Here is a 19,297-nt window from a genome sequence, read left to right as displayed (position 1 = left end):
GTGGGCGAGTGCTGTCCATTGCATATGCGCTGCAATATCCCATCGACAATCTGATACTGTCCTGAAAAGGCGGAAAGGCGGGTTGCGCATTTGCGCCGCCATTCGGTAATGTTGATGATCTGATATCCCGTGCGCGTTGTAAGCTGGCGCCGTTGACTGGCCGGGTAAGTTTACAAGGGCGCTTGAACAATCATGAAATGCCGGGTGCTTGTGACGCCCCTCCGGGTTGAAGGCACGGGCAAGAGCGAAGTTTAAGGAATGACTATGAGGCGTGTCGTTATCACCGGGCTTGGTCTGGTCTCGCCGCTGGCAAGCGGCGTCGATGAGACTTGGAAGAGGCTTCTGGCTGGTGAAAGCGGCGCTCGGCGCATCACGGAATTCGAGGTGGATGATCTGGCCTGCCAGATCGCCTGCCGTATTCCTGTTGGCGACGGCACCAATGGTACGTTCAATCCAGACCTTTACATGGACCCCAAGGAACAGCGTAAGGTCGATCCTTTCATCATCTATGCTGTCGGTGCGGCCGATCAGGCGCTGGCAGATGCCAATTGGCATCCGGAAAGCGACGAGGATCAGGTGCGCACAGGTGTTCTGATCGGTTCGGGCATTGGCGGAATCGAGGGCATTGTCGAAGCCGGCTATACGCTGCGCGACAAGGGGCCGCGCCGTATTTCGCCGTTTTTCATTCCTGGTCGTCTGATCAACCTTGCTTCGGGTCATGTTTCCATCAAGCACAGGCTGCGCGGGCCGAATCATTCGGTGGTCACCGCCTGTGCAACCGGCACGCATGCCATTGGCGATGCGGCCCGACTGATTGCCTTTGGCGATGCGGATGTGATGGTGGCCGGCGGTACGGAATCGCCGATCAGCCGCATTTCGCTGGCAGGCTTTGCCGCCTGCAAGGCACTATCCACCAAGCGCAATGATGATCCGACCGCAGCATCGCGTCCTTATGATGAAGACCGTGACGGTTTCGTCATGGGCGAGGGCGCGGGCATTGTGGTTCTGGAAGAACTGGAACACGCGCTGGCCCGCGGCGCCAAAATCTATGCCGAAGTGATCGGCTATGGTCTGTCGGGTGACGCGTACCACATCACCGCTCCGACGGAAGATGGTGAAGGTGCGGAACGCTGCATGGTCGCCGCGATCAAGCGCGCCGGCATCACGCCTGACCAGATCGACTATATCAACGCACATGGCACCTCGACCATGGCCGATACGATCGAGCTTGCCGCTGTCGAGCGCGTTGTCGGCGATGCGGCATCGAAGGTTTCCATGTCCTCGACCAAGTCGTCGATCGGTCATCTTCTGGGGGCTGCGGGCGCGGCTGAGGCCATCTTCTCGACGCTGGCCATTCGCGATAATGTCGCTCCTCCGACATTGAACCTCGACAAGCCTGCGGTTGAAACGAAAATCGATCTCGTGCCGCATAAGGCGCGTGAACGCAAGATCGATGTGGCGCTGTCCAATTCCTTTGGATTTGGAGGCACCAATGCCTCGTTGATATTGCGCCGTTACGCTGGCTGAACACAGAGCCGCGCCTGAACAGGGCGTGGCTGCATGCATTGAAAGGGCTTGTCTGGACTGGGTATGATTGCCTGTGGTCTGGCGGCATATTTGAAGTGCATTTTTTTGGTTTCGCGCCAAAATAAGGACAGATGTCGCCGCTAGAATCACTGCAGGAATGGTGACCTATTGAATATGGGCAACCTGATGGCCAACCTACAGGTTGCACCTGGTGCAGAGGTAAGAAAGTGAATTCAGACGCGCAGCCCGAAACTACGCCGAGTGCCGAACAGTCCGGTCATATAGCGTCAGATCAGGCCGCGCCTATGGCCGCTTCTCTCGACATGGGCGAAGGCCAATCGGACGCGCAGGCTACCAATACCCGGAGTGACAAGGCTGGCGGGAAGCCGGCCAAGCAGCGCCGGCGTTCGCGCCTTGCGCGCAGCCAGGTCGTCATCTTCCTCAATTTCATGCTGTCGCTTGTGGTGCTGGTGCTGGTTGGTGCATCGGTGCTGTTTTATATCGGCAAGGTGCAGTTTGACGAAAGGGGCCCGCTGACCGCTGACACGACATTTGTGGTCAAGCGCGGTTCCGGCATTCTGGAAATCTCGAACAGCCTTGAGAGTCGCAATATTGTCAGCGACGCCAGCGTGTTCCGCTATGGCGTGCGCGCCTATGGTCATGAGAATGATCTGAAGGCCGGCGAATATGCCATCCCGGCTGGAGCAAGCATGCGCGATGTCATGAATATCCTGACCAGCGGCAAGTCGATCATGTATTCTCTGACCATTCCGGAAGGGCTGACGGTACAGCAGATCTTCAACCGTATCCAGAACAACAATATTCTGGTTGGCGATATGCCAAAGACCCTGCCGCCGGAAGGCTCGCTGTTTACGGACACGCTGAATTTCACCCGCGGCACGACGCGCACGGAAATCATTGAACGCATGATTGCCTCACAGAAAAAGCTGGTTGAGGAAATCTGGGCCAAGCGTCGGCCGGATTTGCCGCTCAAGGACATCAATGAGTTCGTGACCCTGGCCTCGATTGTTGAAAAGGAGACCGGCATTGCCTCTGAACGTCCGCATGTGGCTTCGGTCTTCATCAACCGCCTGAAAAAGAACATGCGCCTGCAATCCGATCCGACCATCATCTATGGCCTGTTCGGTGGTGCAGGAAAGCCGTCAGACCGTCCGATCTTCAAGTCGGATATTGAAAAGCCGACGCCTTACAACACCTATGTGATCAATGGACTGCCGCCAACGCCGATAGCCAATCCGGGCAGGGCTGCGCTGGAGGCCGTGGCCAATCCATTGGAAACGGATGATCTGTACTTCGTGGCGGATGGTTCGGGGGGGCATGTTTTTGCCTCGACGCTTAAAGAGCACAATGAAAATGTACGCAAATGGCGTGCGATTGAGCAAAAGGCGTCGAAGGATAATGCTGCAACCACCAGCCAGTAACCTTCTTCAGGGGCTCTGTTCTGCCCGGAGCATCACGCTCCGGGTTTGATTTTTCAAATCTCCAGGCAAATAGGCTTTTGCAGGAGTGCAGCAAAGGATTTGATCATGGCGCTACAGAGCATGACCGGCTTCGCGCGTCACACGATGCAGCATCGCGCACAGAGCAGGGACGGTCTGGGCATGGAGACGCGCATCGTCTGGGAGGTGCGTTCAGTCAATGGCAAGGGGCTGGATCTGCGTCTACGCCTGCCGCAGGGGATGGAATCGGTGGAACATCCCATCCGTTCCCTGCTTGCCCGCACCTTTGCGCGCGGCAATTTTCAGGCTTCCCTCAGCGTTGAGAAAAACGAGGTCCAGGCCGGTTTTACCATTAACCACGCCATGCTGGATGAGGTCTTGAAACTGGCGCAGCAATTGCAGAGCCAGCATGGTCTGGCGCCTGCAAGCGTTGACGGGATCCTGTCGCTGCGCGGCATCATGGACCAGACCCAGTTGCAGGATGAGCCGGAAGAACAGGCGGCGCTTGAAGCAGCCGTTCTCAAGGGGTTCGAACAGGCCCTGCAGGCGATCGCCGAGGCGCGCAGACAGGAAGGCAAGGCGCTTCATGCAATTCTGGATGGCCATATTGATATGATTGAACGCCTGACGCAACAGGCGCGAAATGATCCTGCGCGCAGTATCGAGGCGATCAGGGCACGGCTGCAGGCGCAGGTTTCGTTATTGATGAACGCCGCGCGCGAGCTGGACGAGGCACGGCTTTATCAGGAGGCAGCCTTCCTTGCCACCAAGGCGGATATTCAGGAAGAGCTTGACCGGCTGGATACACATGTGGCATCCGCGCGGAAACTGTTGTCGGAAGGTGGGCCAATCGGGCGCAAGCTCGACTTCCTTTCACAAGAGTTTAATCGTGAAGCGAATACGCTGTGCTCCAAGTCCAATGCGGCCTCGATCACAGCCATAGGCCTTGAACTGAAGGCTGTCGTCGATCAGTTCCGCGAGCAGGTACAGAATCTGGAGTAAGGGAATATGGCCATCACGTCGGTTGAAAATGGCGTTGCGCGTCGGGGCCTGATGGTGGTGATTTCCTCGCCGTCAGGCGCAGGAAAATCGACCATTGCACGTCAGCTTTTGAATGATCCGGCGATGAAACTGTCGCTTTCGATCAGCGTGACGACACGCGAACGCCGTCCGAGTGAAATCAATGGCGTCCATTATCATTTCATTTCCAGGCGTGAATTTGAACGCCTGCGCGACAATGACGAGCTGATCGAATGGGCGGAAGTGCATGGCAATTTCTATGGCACGCTGCGCGAAACCGCAGAAGCGGCCCTTGCCGATGGTCAGGACATGCTGTTCGACATTGACTGGCAGGGGGCCGAGCAATTGCAGGCCAAGATGCCGGCCGATGTGGTGTCCATCTTCATCCTGCCGCCGACGATGCATGAATTGCAGAACCGTCTGCACCGCCGTGCGGAAGACACGCCGGAAGTCATTCAGACCCGCCTGAAGAATGCACGTCTGGAAATCCAGAAATGGGTCAAATACGACTATATCGTCATCAACGAAGACCTTGAACGCTCCTATGCCGGCATCAAGGGCATTATCACGGCAGAACGCCTGCGGCGTGACCGCCGCCCCGGCCTGTTTGATTTCGTTCAGGGTCTGCTGGAAGAAGAACCAGATCTTTAAAGCAAATGCGGCCCAGGGCATCTCCCATCGGGATCATGCGCAATGCCCTGTTCATTGTTTCATGGATATCTCCCAAAGCCCGTTTGGGAGACATGTCATGTCGGTAGCTGATTATACCGCCGTGCCGCCGACGGTTACCTGATCCATGCGCAGATGCGGCTGGCCGACGCCGACTGGTACCCATTGCCCGCCCTTGCCGCAATTGCCGCTGCCGGTATCCAGTTTCATGTCATTGCCGATCATCGAGATCCGGTGCATGGCGTCCGGGCCATTGCCAATCAGCATTGCGCCCTTGATCGGCGCGCCGATCTTGCCGTCTTCGATCATATAGGCTTCGGTACAGCCGAAAACGAACTTGCCGGAGGTGATATCCACCTGTCCGCCGCCAAAGGAGACGGCATAGATGCCCTTCTTCATCGAGGCGATGATTTCTTCCGGCGTCTTGTCGCCCGACAGCATATAGGTATTGGTCATGCGCGGCATGGGCGCATGGGCATAGGATTCGCGACGACCATTGCCGGTCGGCTGCATGCCCATCAGGCGGGCATTCTGGCGATCCTGCATATAATTGACCAGCTTGCCATCCTCGATCAGAACGGTGCAATTGGTGGGCGTGCCTTCATCATCAATGGTGAGTGACCCGCGCCGTTCGGTAATTGTACCGTCGTCAACAACGGTAACACCCTTGGCCGCGACCTGCTCGCCCATCAGCCCGGCAAAGGCCGATGTCTTCTTGCGGTTGAAATCGCCTTCAAGCCCGTGGCCAACCGCTTCATGCAGCATGACGCCCGGCCAGCCATTGGCAAGCACGATGTCGAAGGTGCCAGCTGGGGCAGGGATGGCCTCAAGATTGACCAGCGCCTGACGCAGGGCCTCGTTGGCGGCACTTTGCCAGCTTTCGGTGGTGATGAAATCGCCAAAACCCTTGCGGCCGCCAACCGTATGCGAACCTGATTCCTGCCGGTCGCCATTGCCGACGACGACCGAAATGCTGAGCCGCGCCATTGGACGGATATCCTGCATGAGGTGGCCGTCCGCGCGCAAAATTTCCACCCGCTGCCATGAGCCGGCAAGCGAAACGGAAACCTGCCGCACCTTCGGCTCTTTCGCACGCAGATAGGCGTCGATTTCCTGCAGCAAGGTCACTTTGGCATCAAAGCCTGGGCTGCCAATCGGATTTTCATCACCGTAAAGACGACGGTTTGTGCCGGCAGGCGCCGCCGAATAGCTGCCGCCATAGCCCTTCAGTGTCGCCGAGACCGCATCACAAGCGCGTTTGAGTGCAGACGCTGACAGCTCGCCTGCATGGGCATAGCCGATGGTCTCGCCGGCAACCGAGCGCAGGCCAAAACCCTGATCCTGATTGAAGGATCCCGTCTTGAGACGGCCATTGTCGAAAAGCAGGGATTCGGCCTCGCGATATTCCAGATAAAGCTCGCCATCGTCGCTGCCCTTGAGGCTGTCGGCAACGATGCGCTCGATTTCATCACGGCTTATGTCGAAACTGTCGATCAGGCTTTTCATAAAACAAATCCTGCAGCAAATATTCTGCTGCAGGATGTAAGCGCTAATTTCCTGGATAACAACTGTTGATCACAAGACTTTATGGCAGGGCATCAAAACCTTCGCCAAAGCCGTTGAGATCAACCGGAATGCCGACGCCTTCTTCCGGCGTCTGGAACACGATGAAGGTTGCCGCCTTGCCCTCGCGCAGCGTCTTCAACAGGTCATCTTCCAGAATGACCTCGGCATAGCAGCCGTCTTCAAAGCAGCGCACGAAATAGGCCCGGCCAATATCCTTGCCATCGACATTGAGGCCGAGACCGTTCGGCAGGAGAACGCCAAGTGGCGCCAGAACACGCAGGATTCGTGCCTTGTTGTCTGCCGTCTTGAGGATGACGACCGAAAGGCCCAGTTCCGGGCGCTTTGCGGCAACCACATTCTGGATCAGTGCGCATTGTTCCGTCTTGGCGCCGGCAGGGGTGTCGCACAGGATCGACCAGGCGCCGTGCTGCGACCTTAGCGTGCCGCTCTGGCGCGGCTGGCTGGTCTGCGCTTGCGCGGCATCGCTTGCCGGTGCGGTCGCAGGCTTGTCTTCAGCGGAATTGTTCTGTGCTGAAACTGGCGCAATGGTCAGTCCGAAGGACAGGCATGCACCAGCAGCGAGCATCGCAAGATGCTTGATGGTCGGACGGCAGGAAAGCATGTCGAAAATCATGAAATCTCCAGATCGAATCACCGGGACGTTAACGCGCTGCAGCAGCCAAGAAAAGCGATCATCACTGTGTCAGAGCCTTGTTGAACCTTTCTCGTCCGGCAACGGTGATAGCGCCAGTTCAGCCGATTGTCACGCAACTCATGGGGCATTTCTCATTAAACCTGAAATATCCAGGATGCGTTCGAATTTCGTTTGCATGAATGCCCCCCATAAGGCTTTTTATGCCTTCGGGGGCACCAAATTCCTTGCGGCGCATGTCCTTCATCCCGAAACGGGATTTCATTTTCCGGATCATGAGCCGACAGGAACGTCAGTCCAAATCGTGGCTTCATTATGAGAATGATGCCATTTCGTACCATTTTGTCATGTCCTGCCGGAACTGGCATCATAAAGTTTGGCCTTGGCACAGCCTGTCCTGCGATTGCCTGCGCGCAAAAATGCCGCACAGGAACATATTCGCCTTCTGGAGGATGTGCGTTAATGTGGGATGAACGCCGAAGGGGGGATGCGGCCCGAAAGGAGTATCCGGCGTCCAGCCTGCAAGGGCGAAAAGGGAGAGAATACTGGTGGAAAAAATTGCAACCTCGACGTGGGGCGCCGTTGCGGGCGTTCTCGCAGTTTTGTGGACATCAGGCGTCGCCGTGGCGGAACAGCCGCGTCCATGGGAAATGGGTTTTCAGCCAGCGGCAACCGGCATCGCCGAACAGATTCACTGGTTCGAGCGTTATACGCTGTGGTTTATCATACCGATTACGCTGCTGGTTCTGGTTCTTTTGATCTGGTGTATCCTGCGCTTTCGCGCAAGCGCCAATCCGGAACCATCCAAGACCAGCCACAATACCATGATCGAAGTGATCTGGACCATTGGCCCGGTCATTGTGCTTCTGTTTCTGGCTGTGCCTTCATTCCAGCTTCTGACCGCGCAATATTCGCCGGAAGAGCCGAAGCTGACGGTCAAGGCCACGGGCTATCAATGGTATTGGGGCTATGAATATCAGGTTGATAATCCGGTCAGCTTTGATTCCGTCATTCTGAGTGACGCTGACCGTGCCGCACTCGGCAAGGAAGACCGTGCGATCTATCCGCGCCTGCTGGCGGTTGATAATGAAGTGGTCGTTCCGGTTGGGGAGACTGTCCGCCTGCTGGTGACGGCGGCAGACGTGATCCATTCCTGGACGATCCCTGCCTTTGGCGTGAAAATGGATGCGATCCCCGGCCGTATCAACGAAACCTGGTTCAAGGCTGACCGGGAAGGTCTCTATTTCGGCCAATGTTCCGAACTGTGCGGCAAGGATCATGCGTTCATGCCGATTGCGGTTCGCGTTGTGTCACGGGATCTGTATGATACGTGGCTGGCTGCGGCTGCAACCGATCTGCCGGGCGCGAACAAGGCGCTGCAGGCTGCCGTCTATGGCGGCGCGAAAGACAAGGTGGCCTCCGCCGGCTTCTAGCGGCGGAGCCTGACCCGGCAGTCATTTCCGGGTCTTCGCGCAATAGGAATACCGCACTGTTTGACCGGTACTATGGGAAAACCGTGCTCTGATTATTCTCCGCGCGCATTGCCTGTTGTGATCCATAAAGTGGCAAGGCAAATGCGTAGCAGAACTGTTGAAAGACGGGAGCAAATTTCATGGCTGGCACTGCAGCTCACGAGTATGGTGCCCATGACGACCACAAGCCGCATGGCTGGGTGCGCTGGGTTTACTCGACCAACCATAAAGATATCGGTACGCTGTATCTGATCTTTGCAATCATTTCCGGCATTATTGGCGCGGCCCTTTCCATTGCCATGCGCGCCGAATTGCAGGAACCGGGCATCCAGATCTTCACGGGTCTGGCGCAGATGGTTTATGGCGTTGATGGTGACAGCGCACTGGATGCCGGCAAGCACATGTTCAACGTGTTCACCTCGGCGCATGCGCTGGTCATGATCTTCTTCATGGTCATGCCGGCCATGATCGGTGGCTATGCCAACTGGATGATCCCGCTGATGATCGGCGCGCCGGACATGGCTTTTCCGCGCATGAACAATATTTCCTTCTGGCTGCTGCCGCCGGCGCTGCTATTGCTCTTGATCTCGCTGTTCATGCCGGCCGCGCCCGGTAGCTGGGGGCCCGGCGGTGGCTGGACGCTCTATCCGCCGCTGTCAACTTCGGGGTCGCCTGGGCCTGCCATCGATTTTGCCATTCTGTCGCTGCATATTGCCGGTATTTCGTCGATCCTGGGTGCGATCAATTTCATCACCACGATCCTGAACATGCGCGCGCCGGGCATGACGCTGCACAAGATGCCGCTTTTCGCCTGGGCCGTGCTGGTGACGGCATTCCTGCTTCTGTTGTCGCTGCCGGTTCTGGCTGGTGGCATCACCATGCTGCTCACCGACCGCAATTTTGGCACGACATTCTTCGCACCGGATGGCGGTGGTGATCCGATCCTTTACCAGCACCTGTTCTGGTTCTTCGGCCACCCGGAAGTCTATATCCTGATCCTGCCAGGCTTCGGCATCATCAGCCACATCATTTCGACCTTCGCGCGCAAGCCGATCTTCGGCTATCTCGGCATGGCCTATGCCATGGTTGCCATTGGCGTTGTCGGCTTTGTCGTGTGGGCGCACCACATGTATACGGTGGGCCTGTCGCTCGACACGCAGCGCTATTTCGTCTTTGCAACCATGGTGATTGCCGTGCCGACCGGCATCAAGATCTTCTCGTGGATTGCCACCATGTGGGGCGGTTCGCTCACCTTCCGCGCGCCCATGGTCTGGGCCATTGGCTTCATCTTCCTGTTTACCATCGGTGGCGTGACGGGGGTTCAGCTTGCCAATGCCGGTCTCGACCGTTCGCTGCATGATACCTATTACGTCGTGGCGCATTTCCACTACGTTTTGTCACTGGGCGCGGTCTTTGCGATCTTTGCCGGCTGGTATTACTGGTTCCCGAAGATGAGCGGTTATATGTACAATGAATTCACGGCCAAGCTGCACTTCTGGGTCACCTTCATTGGCGTGAACATGGTCTTCTTCCCGCAGCATTTCCTTGGACTTGCCGGTATGCCGCGCCGCTATATCGATTATCCGGATGCCTATGCGGGTTGGAACATGGTCTCGTCCTACGGCTCCTATATTTCCGGCTTTGCCGTACTGATCTTCCTGTACAATATCTTCGAGGCATTCGCGAAGAAGCGCGAGGCGGGCGCCAATCCGTGGGGCCCGGGAGCAACAACGCTGGAATGGCAGCTGCCTTCGCCGCCGCCATACCATCAGTGGGAGCAGCTCCCACGCATCAAGTAATGGTGATTGGCGGAACCCGCTCAGGGTTTCGCCTTCCCGCTTTGATTGTGTTACAAGCGCATCCCGAAAAGTGCGAAGCGGTTTTCGGACAAGATGCGCGGCAGGCAAACCGGCATCCCGAAAAGTGCGAAGCGGTTTTCGGACAGGATGCGCGGCAAAACCGGCATCCCGAAAAGGGTAAAACAATTTTCGGGATGTGAGGGTCTGGCGGCTCGGGACAGACGGCTGGTTTCGGGCAGGGCTGCAGAGCAGCGTATCTGCAACGCATTTGCTGTGGATGCGCGACGGCCAGATCAGGCACTATTGATTCATGGCCTGAAATGGCCCTAAAGCGCATTGCCGGAATGGTCTGTTCCGGCTTGGCGATTCCGGCGATGAGAGAGGTAAGTCACCGGAATGAAAATGAAGGCATAGGCTTCTTCATCCGCCCCTGGGAAAGGCGGGAGGTGTGGTCTGTGAAATCAAGGTTTGTGACGTTCTATGTCTCTGGTGGAAAAAAATACGAATTCTGAAACCGACTTTGCCTTTTCCGAGGCGACGGCGCGCGATTATGTGACTCTTCTCAAGCCGCGTGTCATGTCACTTGTCGTATTTACCGGGCTGGTTGGCCTGGTTGTTGCCCCTGGACATATGAATCCGGTACTGGCTGCGATCAGCATTCTGTGCATCGCGGTTGGCGCTGGCGCATCGGGCGCGCTCAATATGTGGTATGATGCCGATATTGATGCGGTGATGAAGCGCACCCGCAACCGTCCGATCCCGGCAGGCATTCTTGAGCCCAATCAGGTTCTGGCCTTTGGGCTGACATTGTCAGTCTTTTCCGTCATCACGCTTGGGCTTCTGGTCAACTGGCTGTCGGCGGCGCTGCTGGCGTTTACGATCTTCTTCTATGCTGTCATCTATACGATGTGGCTGAAGCGCTCGACGCCGCAGAATATCGTGATTGGCGGCGCGGCAGGCGCATTCCCGCCGATGATCGGTTGGGCGGCTGCGACGGGCGAGATCACGCTGGACAGTACGGTGCTGTTCATGATCATCTTCCTGTGGACGCCGCCGCATTTCTGGGCGCTGTCACTGTTTACGACCAATGATTATGAAGCCGCCCATATTCCGATGATGCCAAATGTGAAGGGTGAACGCTCGACCCGTCTACAGGCATTGTTCTATTCGCTGCTCATGGCGCCGGTTGGTGTTCTGCCATGGGTGCTTGGTTTTGCAGGTCCGGTCTTTGGCGCGATTTCCACTTTGCTGGGGGTAGCTTTCGTCTACTATGCCTGGGCGCTGTGGAAGGCCGAAGGGACGACCGCAATGATTGCGGCTGCACGCAAGTTGTTCCGCTTCTCGCTGATCTATCTCGCAGCAATCTTCGCGGTGCTCTTGGTTGAAGCCTTGGTTATCAAGGCGCTTGTTGCTTATGGAGTAATGGCATGACGAAAGCGCCGCATGAATCCGGGCCATTTGATACCGAGATCGACAGGCTCGAAACGGTGACATTGACCGAAAAACAGAAAAAAGCGCAGCGCAACCGTTCCATCGGTCTTGCCATTGCGCTGATCCTGTTTGTGGTGCTTGTTTATGCCGGAACAATCGCCAAACTCGGATCGAACATATTACAGCGAACTTTCTGAGTGAGGTTCGCTGGTCTGGGAGGGTGAAATGGCGACCGAACACAAGAATGACGACGGCTTGAGGAGGCAAAATCGTTCAAACAGGACGATAGCTGTGGCCTGTCTGTCGTTTTTTGTCTGCATGATCGGCGTTGCTTACGCCTCCGTGCCGCTCTACCGTATTTTCTGCGAATATACCGGCTATGCCGGCACGACGCAGCGCACCGAGCAATATTCCGACACGATTCTTGATCGCACCATCAATGTGCGCTTTGACGCCAATACGGCCAATGGTCTGCCATGGGATTTCAGCCCCATGCAGCGCGAGGTGACGATCCGTATTGGCGAGACCACGCTGGTCAAATATCAGGCTAAGAATGCGTTCGATCAGCCAAGCTATGGCCGGGCGAGCTTCAATGTCTCGCCGGGACGCGCAGGGGCCTATTTTAACAAGGTTGAATGTTTCTGCTTTACCGACACCACCTTACAGGCTGGCGAAAGCATGGAAATGCCGGTGGTGTTCTTTGTGGATCCGGAAATCGTCAATGATCCCGATCTGAAAGATGTGAAAACGATTACCCTGTCTTACACCTTCTTTCCGATTGAAAAGCCGCAGCCTGTCGCCGGTGCAGGGGCGCAGGGCAATGGCAGTTGATTCAGGCGGCGCATAATGCCGCAAGGACAAACCGCACAGACAATTTTATGTTGCGGTATGGGAGCACAGGACTGGGCTGGTTCCCGCAAGGAACAGCCAACTGGTGGAGTGATGCAGATACCGCTTGACTGAATGGTCAATGCGAGGGGCATGAGAGAGGAGCCTGGGGAGACATATGGCTGACATCCAGCACAAGAACCACGATTATCATATTATTGATCCAAGCCCGTGGCCGTTTCTGAGCTCGGTCGGGGTGTTTATCCTTGCGCTTGGCGGCATTGCATGGATGCGCTACATCAATTCGGGAGAGCTCCCGTTTTTCGGGCATAATCTTGCCACGCCATGGCTGTTTTTCATTGGTCTCGCCATTGTTCTTTATTGCATGTATGGCTGGTGGGCCGACACGATCAAGGAAGGCAATGAAGGTCACCACACGCGCGTCGTGTCGCTGCATCTGCGCTATGGCATGATCATGTTCATTGCCTCGGAAGTCATGTTCTTTGTGGCATGGTTCTGGGCCTTCTTCGATGCAAGCCTTTTCCCGGCGGAAGTGGAGCAGGTTGCCCGCACCACTCATACGGGTGGCGTCTGGCCGCCAAAGGGCACGGAAGTCATTGATCCGCTGCATTTGCCGCTCTACAATACGGTCACGTTGCTGTTGTCGGGTGCAACGCTGACCTGGGCGCACCATTCGCTGCTGCACAATGACCGTAAGGGCATGCTGGCTGGCCTGTCGCTGACCGTGGCGCTGGGCTTGCTGTTCACCTATGTGCAGTTTTACGAATATTCGCATGCGCCCTTTGAGTTCCGTGACTCGATCTATGGCGCAACCTTCTTCATGGCGACAGGTTTCCATGGCTTCCACGTCATCGTCGGTACGATCTTCCTGCTGGTCTGCCTGTTTCGCGCCTTTGCCGGGGCATTTACGCCGAAACAGCATTTCGGCTTTGAAGCGGCGAGCTGGTACTGGCATTTCGTGGACGTTGTATGGCTGTTTCTGTTCTTTGCCATCTATGTCTGGGGCAGCTGGGGCGCACCGGTGCATGGCTAGGCAGGTTTGACATGAGTGTAAGGCGGCCTTGGCGACATGGCCGCCTTCTGTTTTGCGATCCGTATGGGTAAAAGCCCAGTATTGGCAAAAGTCATGTGCCGGGGAGGGCTCATGTCCGAACAGAATATTCATCCACCCGTTGATCCGGTCAAAAGTGGCATCAAGGCCTGCTGCCCGCGCTGCGGTGAGGGAAAACTGTTCAATGGCTTTCTTGCGGTCGCACCGCGCTGCACTGCCTGCGGGCTGGATTATTCCTTTGCCGATTCCGGCGACGGGCCTGCCGCCTTCGTGATCCTGATCATCGGCTTCATCGTCGTCGGGCTGGCCTTGTGGATGGAAGTGAACATCGCCCCGCCGCTCTGGGTGCACTTCATCCTGTGGGTGCCGCTGGCCATTCTCTTGGGGCTTGTCGCAATGCGCTGGATCAAGGGCATTCTCATCAATACGCAATATCACAACAAGGCACAGCAAGGGCGTCTGGACGATGGTCAATGAACGCAACCGCACATAAGCATCGCCTGCCGGTCGGGCTTCTTGTCGCCTCGGGCATAGCGCTGGTCATATTGCTGGCGCTCGGCACATGGCAGGTTGAGCGGCTTGAATGGAAAGAGGCGCTGATCGCCTCGACCATGCAGCGCCTTAATGATGCGCCATTGCCGCTTGCAGCGATGGAGGAGATCTATGCCAAAGAAGGGACGGTTGATTATCGCCCGGTAACGGTAACCGGCCGGTTCGATCATGCAGGCGAGCGCCATTTCCTTGCCACCCATGCAGGGGGGGCGGGCTATCATGTCTACACACCCTTGCAGCTTGATGACGGGCGCTTCGTGTTCATCAATCGCGGCTTTGTGCCTTATGAGAAAAAGGATCCGGCAAAGCGCGCGGAAGGGCAGGTCGATGGCAGGGTGGTGATCATCGGCCTTGCGCGGGATCGCCTGTCTGGGAAACCGTCCATGTTCGTCCCCGACAATGATCCGGCCGGCAATGTCTTTTACTGGAAGGACTGGACAGCCATGGTGGCAAGTTCCGGCCTTGCGGACGCGGACAAGGTGGTGCCTTTCTTCATCGATGCTGATGATGCGCCCAATCCCGGCGGCCTGCCGGTGGGCGGCGTGACGATCATCGATTTCCCCAACAATCATCTGCAATATGCGCTGACCTGGTATGGGCTTGCCGCAGCACTTGCCGCGGTGGTCGGCGTCTGGCTCTGGCGCTATCATAGGGCACCGGCGAACAGGCCGGGGCTTGACAAGCGCGGCTGAGCAGCCCAACTGCTGGCCTAGACGAAAGCGGCAGGAAGGGCGCAGAGATGCGGTCTGCGCTGAGGCCGTTTCAAGCCTTGAATGATCTGCCCTGCTCAGGCATGGTTCGGGGCCACCTCTAAGGATGAGTATGCAGATGAGTGAACAGCGCCGACCATTGGAAATTCGCCTTTGCGGGCCACGTGGCTTTTGCGCCGGCGTGGATCGGGCCATCCAGATCGTCGTGCTGGCGCTGAAGAAATATGGCGCGCCGGTCTATGTCCGCCACGAGATCGTACATAATCGCTATGTCGTCGAAGGCTTGCAGGCGCGTGGTGCGGTCTTTGTCGAGGAGCTGGATGAAATCCCGGCAGAGCATCGTCATCAGCCGGTCGTCTTTTCCGCCCATGGCGTGCCGAAATCGGTGCCGGCCGATGCAAAGGCCAAGAACCTGTTTTATCTTGATGCAACCTGTCCGCTGGTCTCCAAGGTGCACAAACAGGCCATGCGCCATGAGCGCCTTGGCCGTCATGTCATCCTGATCGGCCATTCCGGTCATCCAGAGGTCATCGGCACGATGGGGCAATTGCCGGAAGGTGCGGTGACGCTGATAGAGACAGTCGAAGATGCACGCAAATGCGAATTTGCCGATCCTGATAATCTTGGCTATGTCACCCAGACCACGCTGTCGGTGGATGATACGGCAGGCATTATCGCCGAATTGCAGCGGCGTTTTCCCAAGCTCACCGCACCTGCAGCCGAGTCGATCTGCTATGCCACGACCAATCGCCAGGATGCGGTGCGCGCCGCAGCTCCTGGCTGCGATCTGTTTTTGATTGTCGGCGCGCCCAATTCGTCCAATTCCAAGCGCCTTGTCGAAGTGGCAGAAAAGGCAGGCGCAGGCCAATCCATGCTGGTGCAACGTGCCGCAGACATTGACTGGGCGCGATTTGCCGATATTTCCGTGGTTGGCCTTTCGGCCGGTGCATCGGCACCGGAAATCATTGTCGATGAGATCATCGATGCCTTCCGTGCCCGTTTTGATGTGCGCATTGAACTGGCCGAGACGACGGTTGAAACGGAAAATTTCCTTGTGAACCGCGAGTTGCGCGATGTGGAACTGACGGTGCGCGATATGGCATTTGTAAACGGCGAACACCGCGTCGTCGGCATCAAGAAGCAGGGGCAGTAAGCGGCATGGCCGTCTATACAGATATCAATGAAATCGAACTCAGCGCCTTTCTCGAAAATTACGAGATCGGCAGGCTGACTTCCTACAAGGGTATTGCCGAGGGCGTCGAAAATTCGAACTACCTGCTTCACACCAGCACCGGTTCCTTCATTCTGACCCTTTATGAAAAGCGCACCAACCGCGAGGATCTGCCATTCTTCCTTGGGCTGATGCAGCATCTGGCCAAGCGGGGGCTTGATTGCCCGCAGCCGGTGGTGCGCCGTGATGGCACGATGATCGGCGAACTTGCCGGCCGCCCGGCGGCGATCGTGACTTTCCTTGAGGGCATGTGGATGCGCAGACCAACGGTTGTTCATTGCGAGGCGGTGGGCGAGGGGCTGGCGCGGATGCATCTGGCTGGCGCTGATTTTCCCATGCAACGGCGCAATGGTCTGTCGCTTGCCGACTGGCGTCCCTTGTGGAACCTGTCGCGTGATCGTGCAGAAGAGGTCGAAACCGATCTGGTGGCGGAAGCCGAAAGCGATCTTGCCTATCTCGAACAGAACTGGCCAGCGGGCCTGCCGCAGGGTGTCATTCATGCCGATCTGTTCCCGGATAATGTCTTCTTTCTCGGCGATAAGCTGTCCGGTTTCATCGACTTCTATTTCGCCTGCACCGATATTCTGGCCTATGATGTCGCCATCTGCCTGAATGCCTGGTGCTTTGAGAAGGATTTTTCCTATAATCGCACCAAGGGGGCGGCACTTTTGCGCGGCTACACCCGCATTCGGCCATTGTCACAGGCCGAGGCCGATGCGCTGCCGGTGCTTGCGCGCGGGGCGGCCATGCGCTTTATGTTGACCCGGCTTTATGACTGGCTGAATACGCCTGAAGGCAGCTTTGTCACCAAGAAGGATCCGATGGAATATGTGCGCCGCATGCGTTTCCACCGCCAGATCGCTTCGGCTGTCGAATATGGGCTTGAACCGGAACAGGTCAAGGCAGGAGCGGCAGCGTGAAGCGGATCGAAGCCTTCACCGATGGCGCCTGTTCTGGCAATCCCGGCCCTGGCGGCTGGGGCGCGATCCTGCGCTATAATGGCCATGAGAAGGAATTGAGCGGCGGCGAGGCGGAAACGACCAACAACCGTATGGAACTGATGGCGGCCATAGCAGCCCTGAGCGCGCTGAAGGAGCCATGCGAAGTCGATCTCTATACCGATTCCGTCTATGTGCGTGACGGCATTTCCGGCTGGATCGAGAGCTGGAAACGCAATGGCTGGAAAACAGCAGCCAAAAAGCCGGTCAAGAATGCCGAATTGTGGCAGGCGCTGGATGAGGCGCGCAAACCCCACAAGGTGAACTGGCACTGGATCAAGGGCCATGCGGGGCACCCGGAAAATGAGCGCGCCGATGCGCTGGCACGCGCAGGCATGGAGCCGTTCAAATATACCGGCCATTCCTCATTGAAGGTGAAATAGATGGGAATGGTGTTGCAAGGGGTCATTTCCTGTTGATCTACAGTCCAGGAGCCATTCCTCGCCCAAAATTGCTCACAAAAAGAGGCTAATTGTCACTGAAGCGCCGATTGATCTATCGCGGGCTTCTGGACTGATCCGTGCGCATTCGCCCTGATTCCGTTTCCTGCTTTCGCGAATGTGCATTAGGATCATTTGTCATTATCTGTCGTGCCGTGCTGCGGTCTGCCGAATTTTCGGATCCAGCCGTTGCAATGAATTTCCTGTTGTTCAGTCATTCGGCTGATGGTTTGAGGTCAAAATGGAAAAAGCGGATATTGGAATGGTCGGCCTTGGCGTCATGGGGTCAAACCTGGCGCTGAATATTGCCGAAAAGGGCTACCGTGTGGCTGTTTATGACCGTGAAGAGCCAGTGCTGCAGGCCTTCATTGAAAATGCCGGTGCCTTGCGCGACCGGCTGATTGCGTGCCCGACCTTCGAGGTGCTGACAGACAATATTCGCAAGCCGCGCCCGATCATTTTCCTGATCAAGGCAGGCGCGCCGGTTGATGTCGAAACCACGCGTCTCAAGGCCTTTCTGGAAAAAGGCGATATCATGATCGACGCGGGCAATTCCGATTACCGCGATACGGTGCGTCGTCTGAACGCGCTTGGGCCGAATGATCCGACCTTTGTTGGCATGGGTGTTTCGGGTGGTGCGGAAGGTGCGCGTCATGGCCCATCGATGATGGTGGGCGGCACAAGGGAAGCCTATGATCGCATTGCGCCGATCCTGCTGGATGCGGCAGCCAAATATCAGGGCGAGCCATGCTGCGCGCTGGTCGGGCCGGATGGTGCCGGCCATTTCGTCAAGACCATTCATAACGGCATTGAATATGCCGACATGCAGATGATCGCCGAAATCTATGGTGTCCTGCGTGATGGTCTGGGACTGTCGGCCCCGGCAATCGGGGCCATCTTTGAAAAATGGAACAAGGGTCAGCTCAATTCCTATCTGATCGAAATCACGGCGGAAGTTCTGAAGACAACCGATCCGGAGACCAAGAAGGCGTTGGTTGACATTATCCGCGACGAGGCCGGCCAGAAGGGCACAGGGCGCTGGGCGGCCATTGAGGCGGAAGCGCTGGGTGTGCCGGCAACCGGCATTGAGGCCGCCGTTGCCGCGCGCTCGCTGTCAACCTGGAAGGATCTGCGTATCACCGCCGCCAAGGCATATGGGGTGGGCATGCGTCGTCTGGACATTGCTGATCAGGCAGGCTTCCTCAACCATCTGGAACAGGGGCTTCTGGCGGGCAAGATTGCCGCCTATGCGCAGGGCTTTGCCGTGCTGGCGGCCGCATCAAAAGAGCATGGCTGGAACATTCCGCTGGCAACAACCGCACGCATCTGGCGGGCAGGCTGCATCATCCGCTCGCAATTCCTCGATGATATTGCCCATGCCTTTGAAGAAGGCGAGGCGGAAAATCTCCTGCTGGCGCCCGCCTTCATTCCGCGCATGGAAAAGGCGGTCATCGGCCTGCGTCAGGTCGTGGCCAATGCCGCGCTGGTTGGCTTGCCGGTACCTGCTCTTGCCGCGGCGCTCAATTATTTCGATGCCTTCACCCAGACGCTCAGCACAGCAAATCTCATTCAGGGCCAGCGTGATTTCTTTGGAGCGCATGGTTTCAAGCGTATCGACAGGGAAGGCGATTTCCACGGGCCATGGGTGCGCGACTGAATTGCACAGTTCGCTGACTGATGAAACCCGACGTGCCTGTCATGAAACAGCATGACAGGCATGTTGTCGCATGCAGCTTTGACCTGCACTGCGCAGCGCCTGTGACACCTGTTTGATATTGTTGATCTTTTCAGAAAGACAGAGAGAAACTTGCGTCGACAAGGCCCGGGACCAGAGGCATTTGCAACCGGCTTTCGCTGCCGCAATTTGACC

19 protein-coding genes are annotated in these 19,297 nt (G+C 56.9%); 17 read left to right on the top strand and 2 right to left on the bottom strand.

All coding sequences use genetic code 11. The annotated features are described in order from the left end of the window. Window positions 1-264: 264 nt before the first annotated feature. From fabF to gmk, 4 genes are all read left to right on the top strand, one after another. Window positions 265-1,527, top strand: a complete 1,263-nt coding sequence (fabF, locus tag ACFO1V_RS07785) for a beta-ketoacyl-ACP synthase II (RefSeq protein WP_374831694.1) — start codon at window positions 265-267, stop codon at window positions 1,525-1,527. Window positions 1,528-1,850: 323 nt separating this feature from the next. After that, the gene (gene mltG / locus ACFO1V_RS07780; protein WP_374831799.1) at window positions 1,851-2,969 is read left to right on the top strand and encodes an endolytic transglycosylase MltG; all 1,119 of its coding nucleotides are present in this window, start codon (window positions 1,851-1,853) and stop codon (window positions 2,967-2,969) included. Window positions 2,970-3,074: 105 nt separating this feature from the next. Beyond that, window positions 3,075-3,989 carry a YicC/YloC family endoribonuclease gene (locus tag ACFO1V_RS07775; protein WP_374831696.1) on the top strand — a complete coding sequence of 305 codons (915 nt, stop codon included), beginning with the start codon at window positions 3,075-3,077 and terminating at the stop codon, window positions 3,987-3,989. A 6-nt stretch (window positions 3,990-3,995) separates the two neighbouring features. Then, window positions 3,996-4,658 carry a guanylate kinase gene (gene gmk, locus ACFO1V_RS07770; RefSeq protein ID WP_374831698.1) on the top strand — a complete coding sequence of 221 codons (663 nt, stop codon included), beginning with the start codon at window positions 3,996-3,998 and terminating at the stop codon, window positions 4,656-4,658. A gap of 111 nt (window positions 4,659-4,769) precedes the next feature. Here the strand turns inward: gmk and tldD are convergent, their stop codons facing one another. Together tldD and ACFO1V_RS07760 are read right to left on the bottom strand one after the other, a co-directional pair. Continuing rightward, window positions 4,770-6,182 carry a metalloprotease TldD gene (gene tldD / locus ACFO1V_RS07765; RefSeq protein WP_374831700.1) on the bottom strand — a complete coding sequence of 471 codons (1,413 nt, stop codon included), beginning with the start codon at window positions 6,180-6,182 and terminating at the stop codon, window positions 4,770-4,772. A 79-nt stretch (window positions 6,183-6,261) separates the two neighbouring features. Beyond that, entirely contained in the window at window positions 6,262-6,828 is a 567-nt protein-coding gene (locus ACFO1V_RS07760; RefSeq protein ID WP_374831801.1) for an invasion associated locus B family protein, read from the bottom strand. A 34-nt stretch (window positions 6,829-6,862) separates the two neighbouring features. Here ACFO1V_RS07760 and ACFO1V_RS07755 point away from each other — a divergent pair, with 34 nt between their 5' ends. The 13 genes from ACFO1V_RS07755 to gndA all read left to right on the top strand — a co-directional run bounded on the left by ACFO1V_RS07755 (window position 6,863) and on the right by gndA (window position 19,084). Next, window positions 6,863-7,213 (top strand): hypothetical protein, encoded by a 351-nt coding sequence (locus ACFO1V_RS07755; RefSeq protein WP_374831702.1) that lies wholly within the window; start codon window positions 6,863-6,865, stop codon window positions 7,211-7,213. 229 nt (window positions 7,214-7,442) lie between these two features. Then, window positions 7,443-8,327: a cytochrome c oxidase subunit II gene (gene coxB, locus ACFO1V_RS07750; RefSeq protein ID WP_374831704.1), complete on the top strand. Its 885-nt coding sequence runs from the start codon at window positions 7,443-7,445 to the stop codon at window positions 8,325-8,327. Between the two features lie 179 nt (window positions 8,328-8,506). Continuing rightward, window positions 8,507-10,165, top strand: coding sequence for a cytochrome c oxidase subunit I (ctaD, locus tag ACFO1V_RS07745; RefSeq protein WP_374831706.1), 1,659 nt, complete (start codon window positions 8,507-8,509; stop codon window positions 10,163-10,165). 480 nt (window positions 10,166-10,645) lie between these two features. Continuing rightward, the gene (gene cyoE / locus ACFO1V_RS07740) at window positions 10,646-11,596 is read left to right on the top strand and encodes a heme o synthase (protein WP_374831708.1); all 951 of its coding nucleotides are present in this window, start codon (window positions 10,646-10,648) and stop codon (window positions 11,594-11,596) included. Continuing rightward, a complete protein-coding gene (locus ACFO1V_RS07735) occupies window positions 11,593-11,793 on the top strand; it encodes a hypothetical protein (RefSeq protein ID WP_374831710.1) in 201 nt (66 codons plus the stop codon). Before cyoE ends, ACFO1V_RS07735 begins: the two co-directional genes overlap by 4 nt. Before the next feature lie 28 nt (window positions 11,794-11,821). Then, the gene (locus ACFO1V_RS07730) at window positions 11,822-12,427 is read left to right on the top strand and encodes a cytochrome c oxidase assembly protein (protein ID WP_374831712.1); all 606 of its coding nucleotides are present in this window, start codon (window positions 11,822-11,824) and stop codon (window positions 12,425-12,427) included. Between the two features lie 175 nt (window positions 12,428-12,602). Then, window positions 12,603-13,478 (top strand): cytochrome c oxidase subunit 3, encoded by an 876-nt coding sequence (locus ACFO1V_RS07725; RefSeq protein WP_374831714.1) that lies wholly within the window; start codon window positions 12,603-12,605, stop codon window positions 13,476-13,478. A gap of 111 nt (window positions 13,479-13,589) precedes the next feature. After that, window positions 13,590-13,973, top strand: coding sequence for a DUF983 domain-containing protein (locus ACFO1V_RS07720; RefSeq protein WP_374831716.1), 384 nt, complete (start codon window positions 13,590-13,592; stop codon window positions 13,971-13,973). Next, complete coding sequence (locus ACFO1V_RS07715) at window positions 13,970-14,740, top strand: SURF1 family protein (RefSeq protein ID WP_374831718.1); 771 nt, start codon at window positions 13,970-13,972, stop codon at window positions 14,738-14,740. The genes ACFO1V_RS07720 and ACFO1V_RS07715 overlap by 4 nt, the downstream gene beginning before the upstream one ends. Before the next feature lie 136 nt (window positions 14,741-14,876). Beyond that, on the top strand, window positions 14,877-15,911 hold the full coding sequence (gene ispH / locus ACFO1V_RS07710) for a 4-hydroxy-3-methylbut-2-enyl diphosphate reductase (protein WP_374831720.1): 1,035 nt from the start codon (window positions 14,877-14,879) through the stop codon (window positions 15,909-15,911). A gap of 5 nt (window positions 15,912-15,916) precedes the next feature. Then, entirely contained in the window at window positions 15,917-16,909 is a 993-nt protein-coding gene (locus ACFO1V_RS07705) for a homoserine kinase (RefSeq protein WP_374831722.1), read from the top strand. Continuing rightward, window positions 16,906-17,370 carry a ribonuclease HI gene (gene rnhA, locus ACFO1V_RS07700; protein WP_374831724.1) on the top strand — a complete coding sequence of 155 codons (465 nt, stop codon included), beginning with the start codon at window positions 16,906-16,908 and terminating at the stop codon, window positions 17,368-17,370. The genes ACFO1V_RS07705 and rnhA overlap by 4 nt, the downstream gene beginning before the upstream one ends. 298 nt (window positions 17,371-17,668) lie before the next feature. Beyond that, the gene (gene gndA / locus ACFO1V_RS07695) at window positions 17,669-19,084 is read left to right on the top strand and encodes an NADP-dependent phosphogluconate dehydrogenase (RefSeq protein ID WP_374831726.1); all 1,416 of its coding nucleotides are present in this window, start codon (window positions 17,669-17,671) and stop codon (window positions 19,082-19,084) included. Window positions 19,085-19,297: the final 213 nt, after the last annotated feature.

Origin of the sequence: Daeguia caeni (genome assembly GCF_042653845.1) — a bacterium.
Lineage (GTDB): Bacteria > Pseudomonadota > Alphaproteobacteria > Rhizobiales > Rhizobiaceae > Brucella > Brucella caeni.
Note: the sequence above shows the minus strand (reverse complement) of the source record. Positions and strands in the feature narration are given on the sequence as shown.

Coding starts and splice junctions, on each gene's coding strand:
- fabF (WP_374831694.1), top strand. CDS start 265: ATGAGGCGTGTCGTTATCACCGGGCTTGGTCTGGTCTCGCCGCTGGCA.
- mltG (WP_374831799.1), top strand. CDS start 1,851: ATGGGCGAAGGCCAATCGGACGCGCAGGCTACCAATACCCGGAGTGAC.
- ACFO1V_RS07775 (WP_374831696.1), top strand. CDS start 3,075: ATGGCGCTACAGAGCATGACCGGCTTCGCGCGTCACACGATGCAGCAT.
- gmk (WP_374831698.1), top strand. CDS start 3,996: ATGGCCATCACGTCGGTTGAAAATGGCGTTGCGCGTCGGGGCCTGATG.
- tldD (WP_374831700.1), bottom strand. CDS start 6,182: ATGAAAAGCCTGATCGACAGTTTCGACATAAGCCGTGATGAAATCGAG.
- ACFO1V_RS07760 (WP_374831801.1), bottom strand. CDS start 6,828: ATGCTCGCTGCTGGTGCATGCCTGTCCTTCGGACTGACCATTGCGCCA.
- ACFO1V_RS07755 (WP_374831702.1), top strand. CDS start 6,863: ATGTCGAAAATCATGAAATCTCCAGATCGAATCACCGGGACGTTAACG.
- ctaD (WP_374831706.1), top strand. CDS start 8,507: ATGGCTGGCACTGCAGCTCACGAGTATGGTGCCCATGACGACCACAAG.
- cyoE (WP_374831708.1), top strand. CDS start 10,646: ATGTCTCTGGTGGAAAAAAATACGAATTCTGAAACCGACTTTGCCTTT.
- ACFO1V_RS07735 (WP_374831710.1), top strand. CDS start 11,593: ATGACGAAAGCGCCGCATGAATCCGGGCCATTTGATACCGAGATCGAC.
- ACFO1V_RS07730 (WP_374831712.1), top strand. CDS start 11,822: ATGGCGACCGAACACAAGAATGACGACGGCTTGAGGAGGCAAAATCGT.
- ACFO1V_RS07725 (WP_374831714.1), top strand. CDS start 12,603: ATGGCTGACATCCAGCACAAGAACCACGATTATCATATTATTGATCCA.
- ACFO1V_RS07720 (WP_374831716.1), top strand. CDS start 13,590: ATGTCCGAACAGAATATTCATCCACCCGTTGATCCGGTCAAAAGTGGC.
- ACFO1V_RS07715 (WP_374831718.1), top strand. CDS start 13,970: ATGAACGCAACCGCACATAAGCATCGCCTGCCGGTCGGGCTTCTTGTC.
- ispH (WP_374831720.1), top strand. CDS start 14,877: ATGAGTGAACAGCGCCGACCATTGGAAATTCGCCTTTGCGGGCCACGT.
- ACFO1V_RS07705 (WP_374831722.1), top strand. CDS start 15,917: ATGGCCGTCTATACAGATATCAATGAAATCGAACTCAGCGCCTTTCTC.
- gndA (WP_374831726.1), top strand. CDS start 17,669: ATGGAAAAAGCGGATATTGGAATGGTCGGCCTTGGCGTCATGGGGTCA.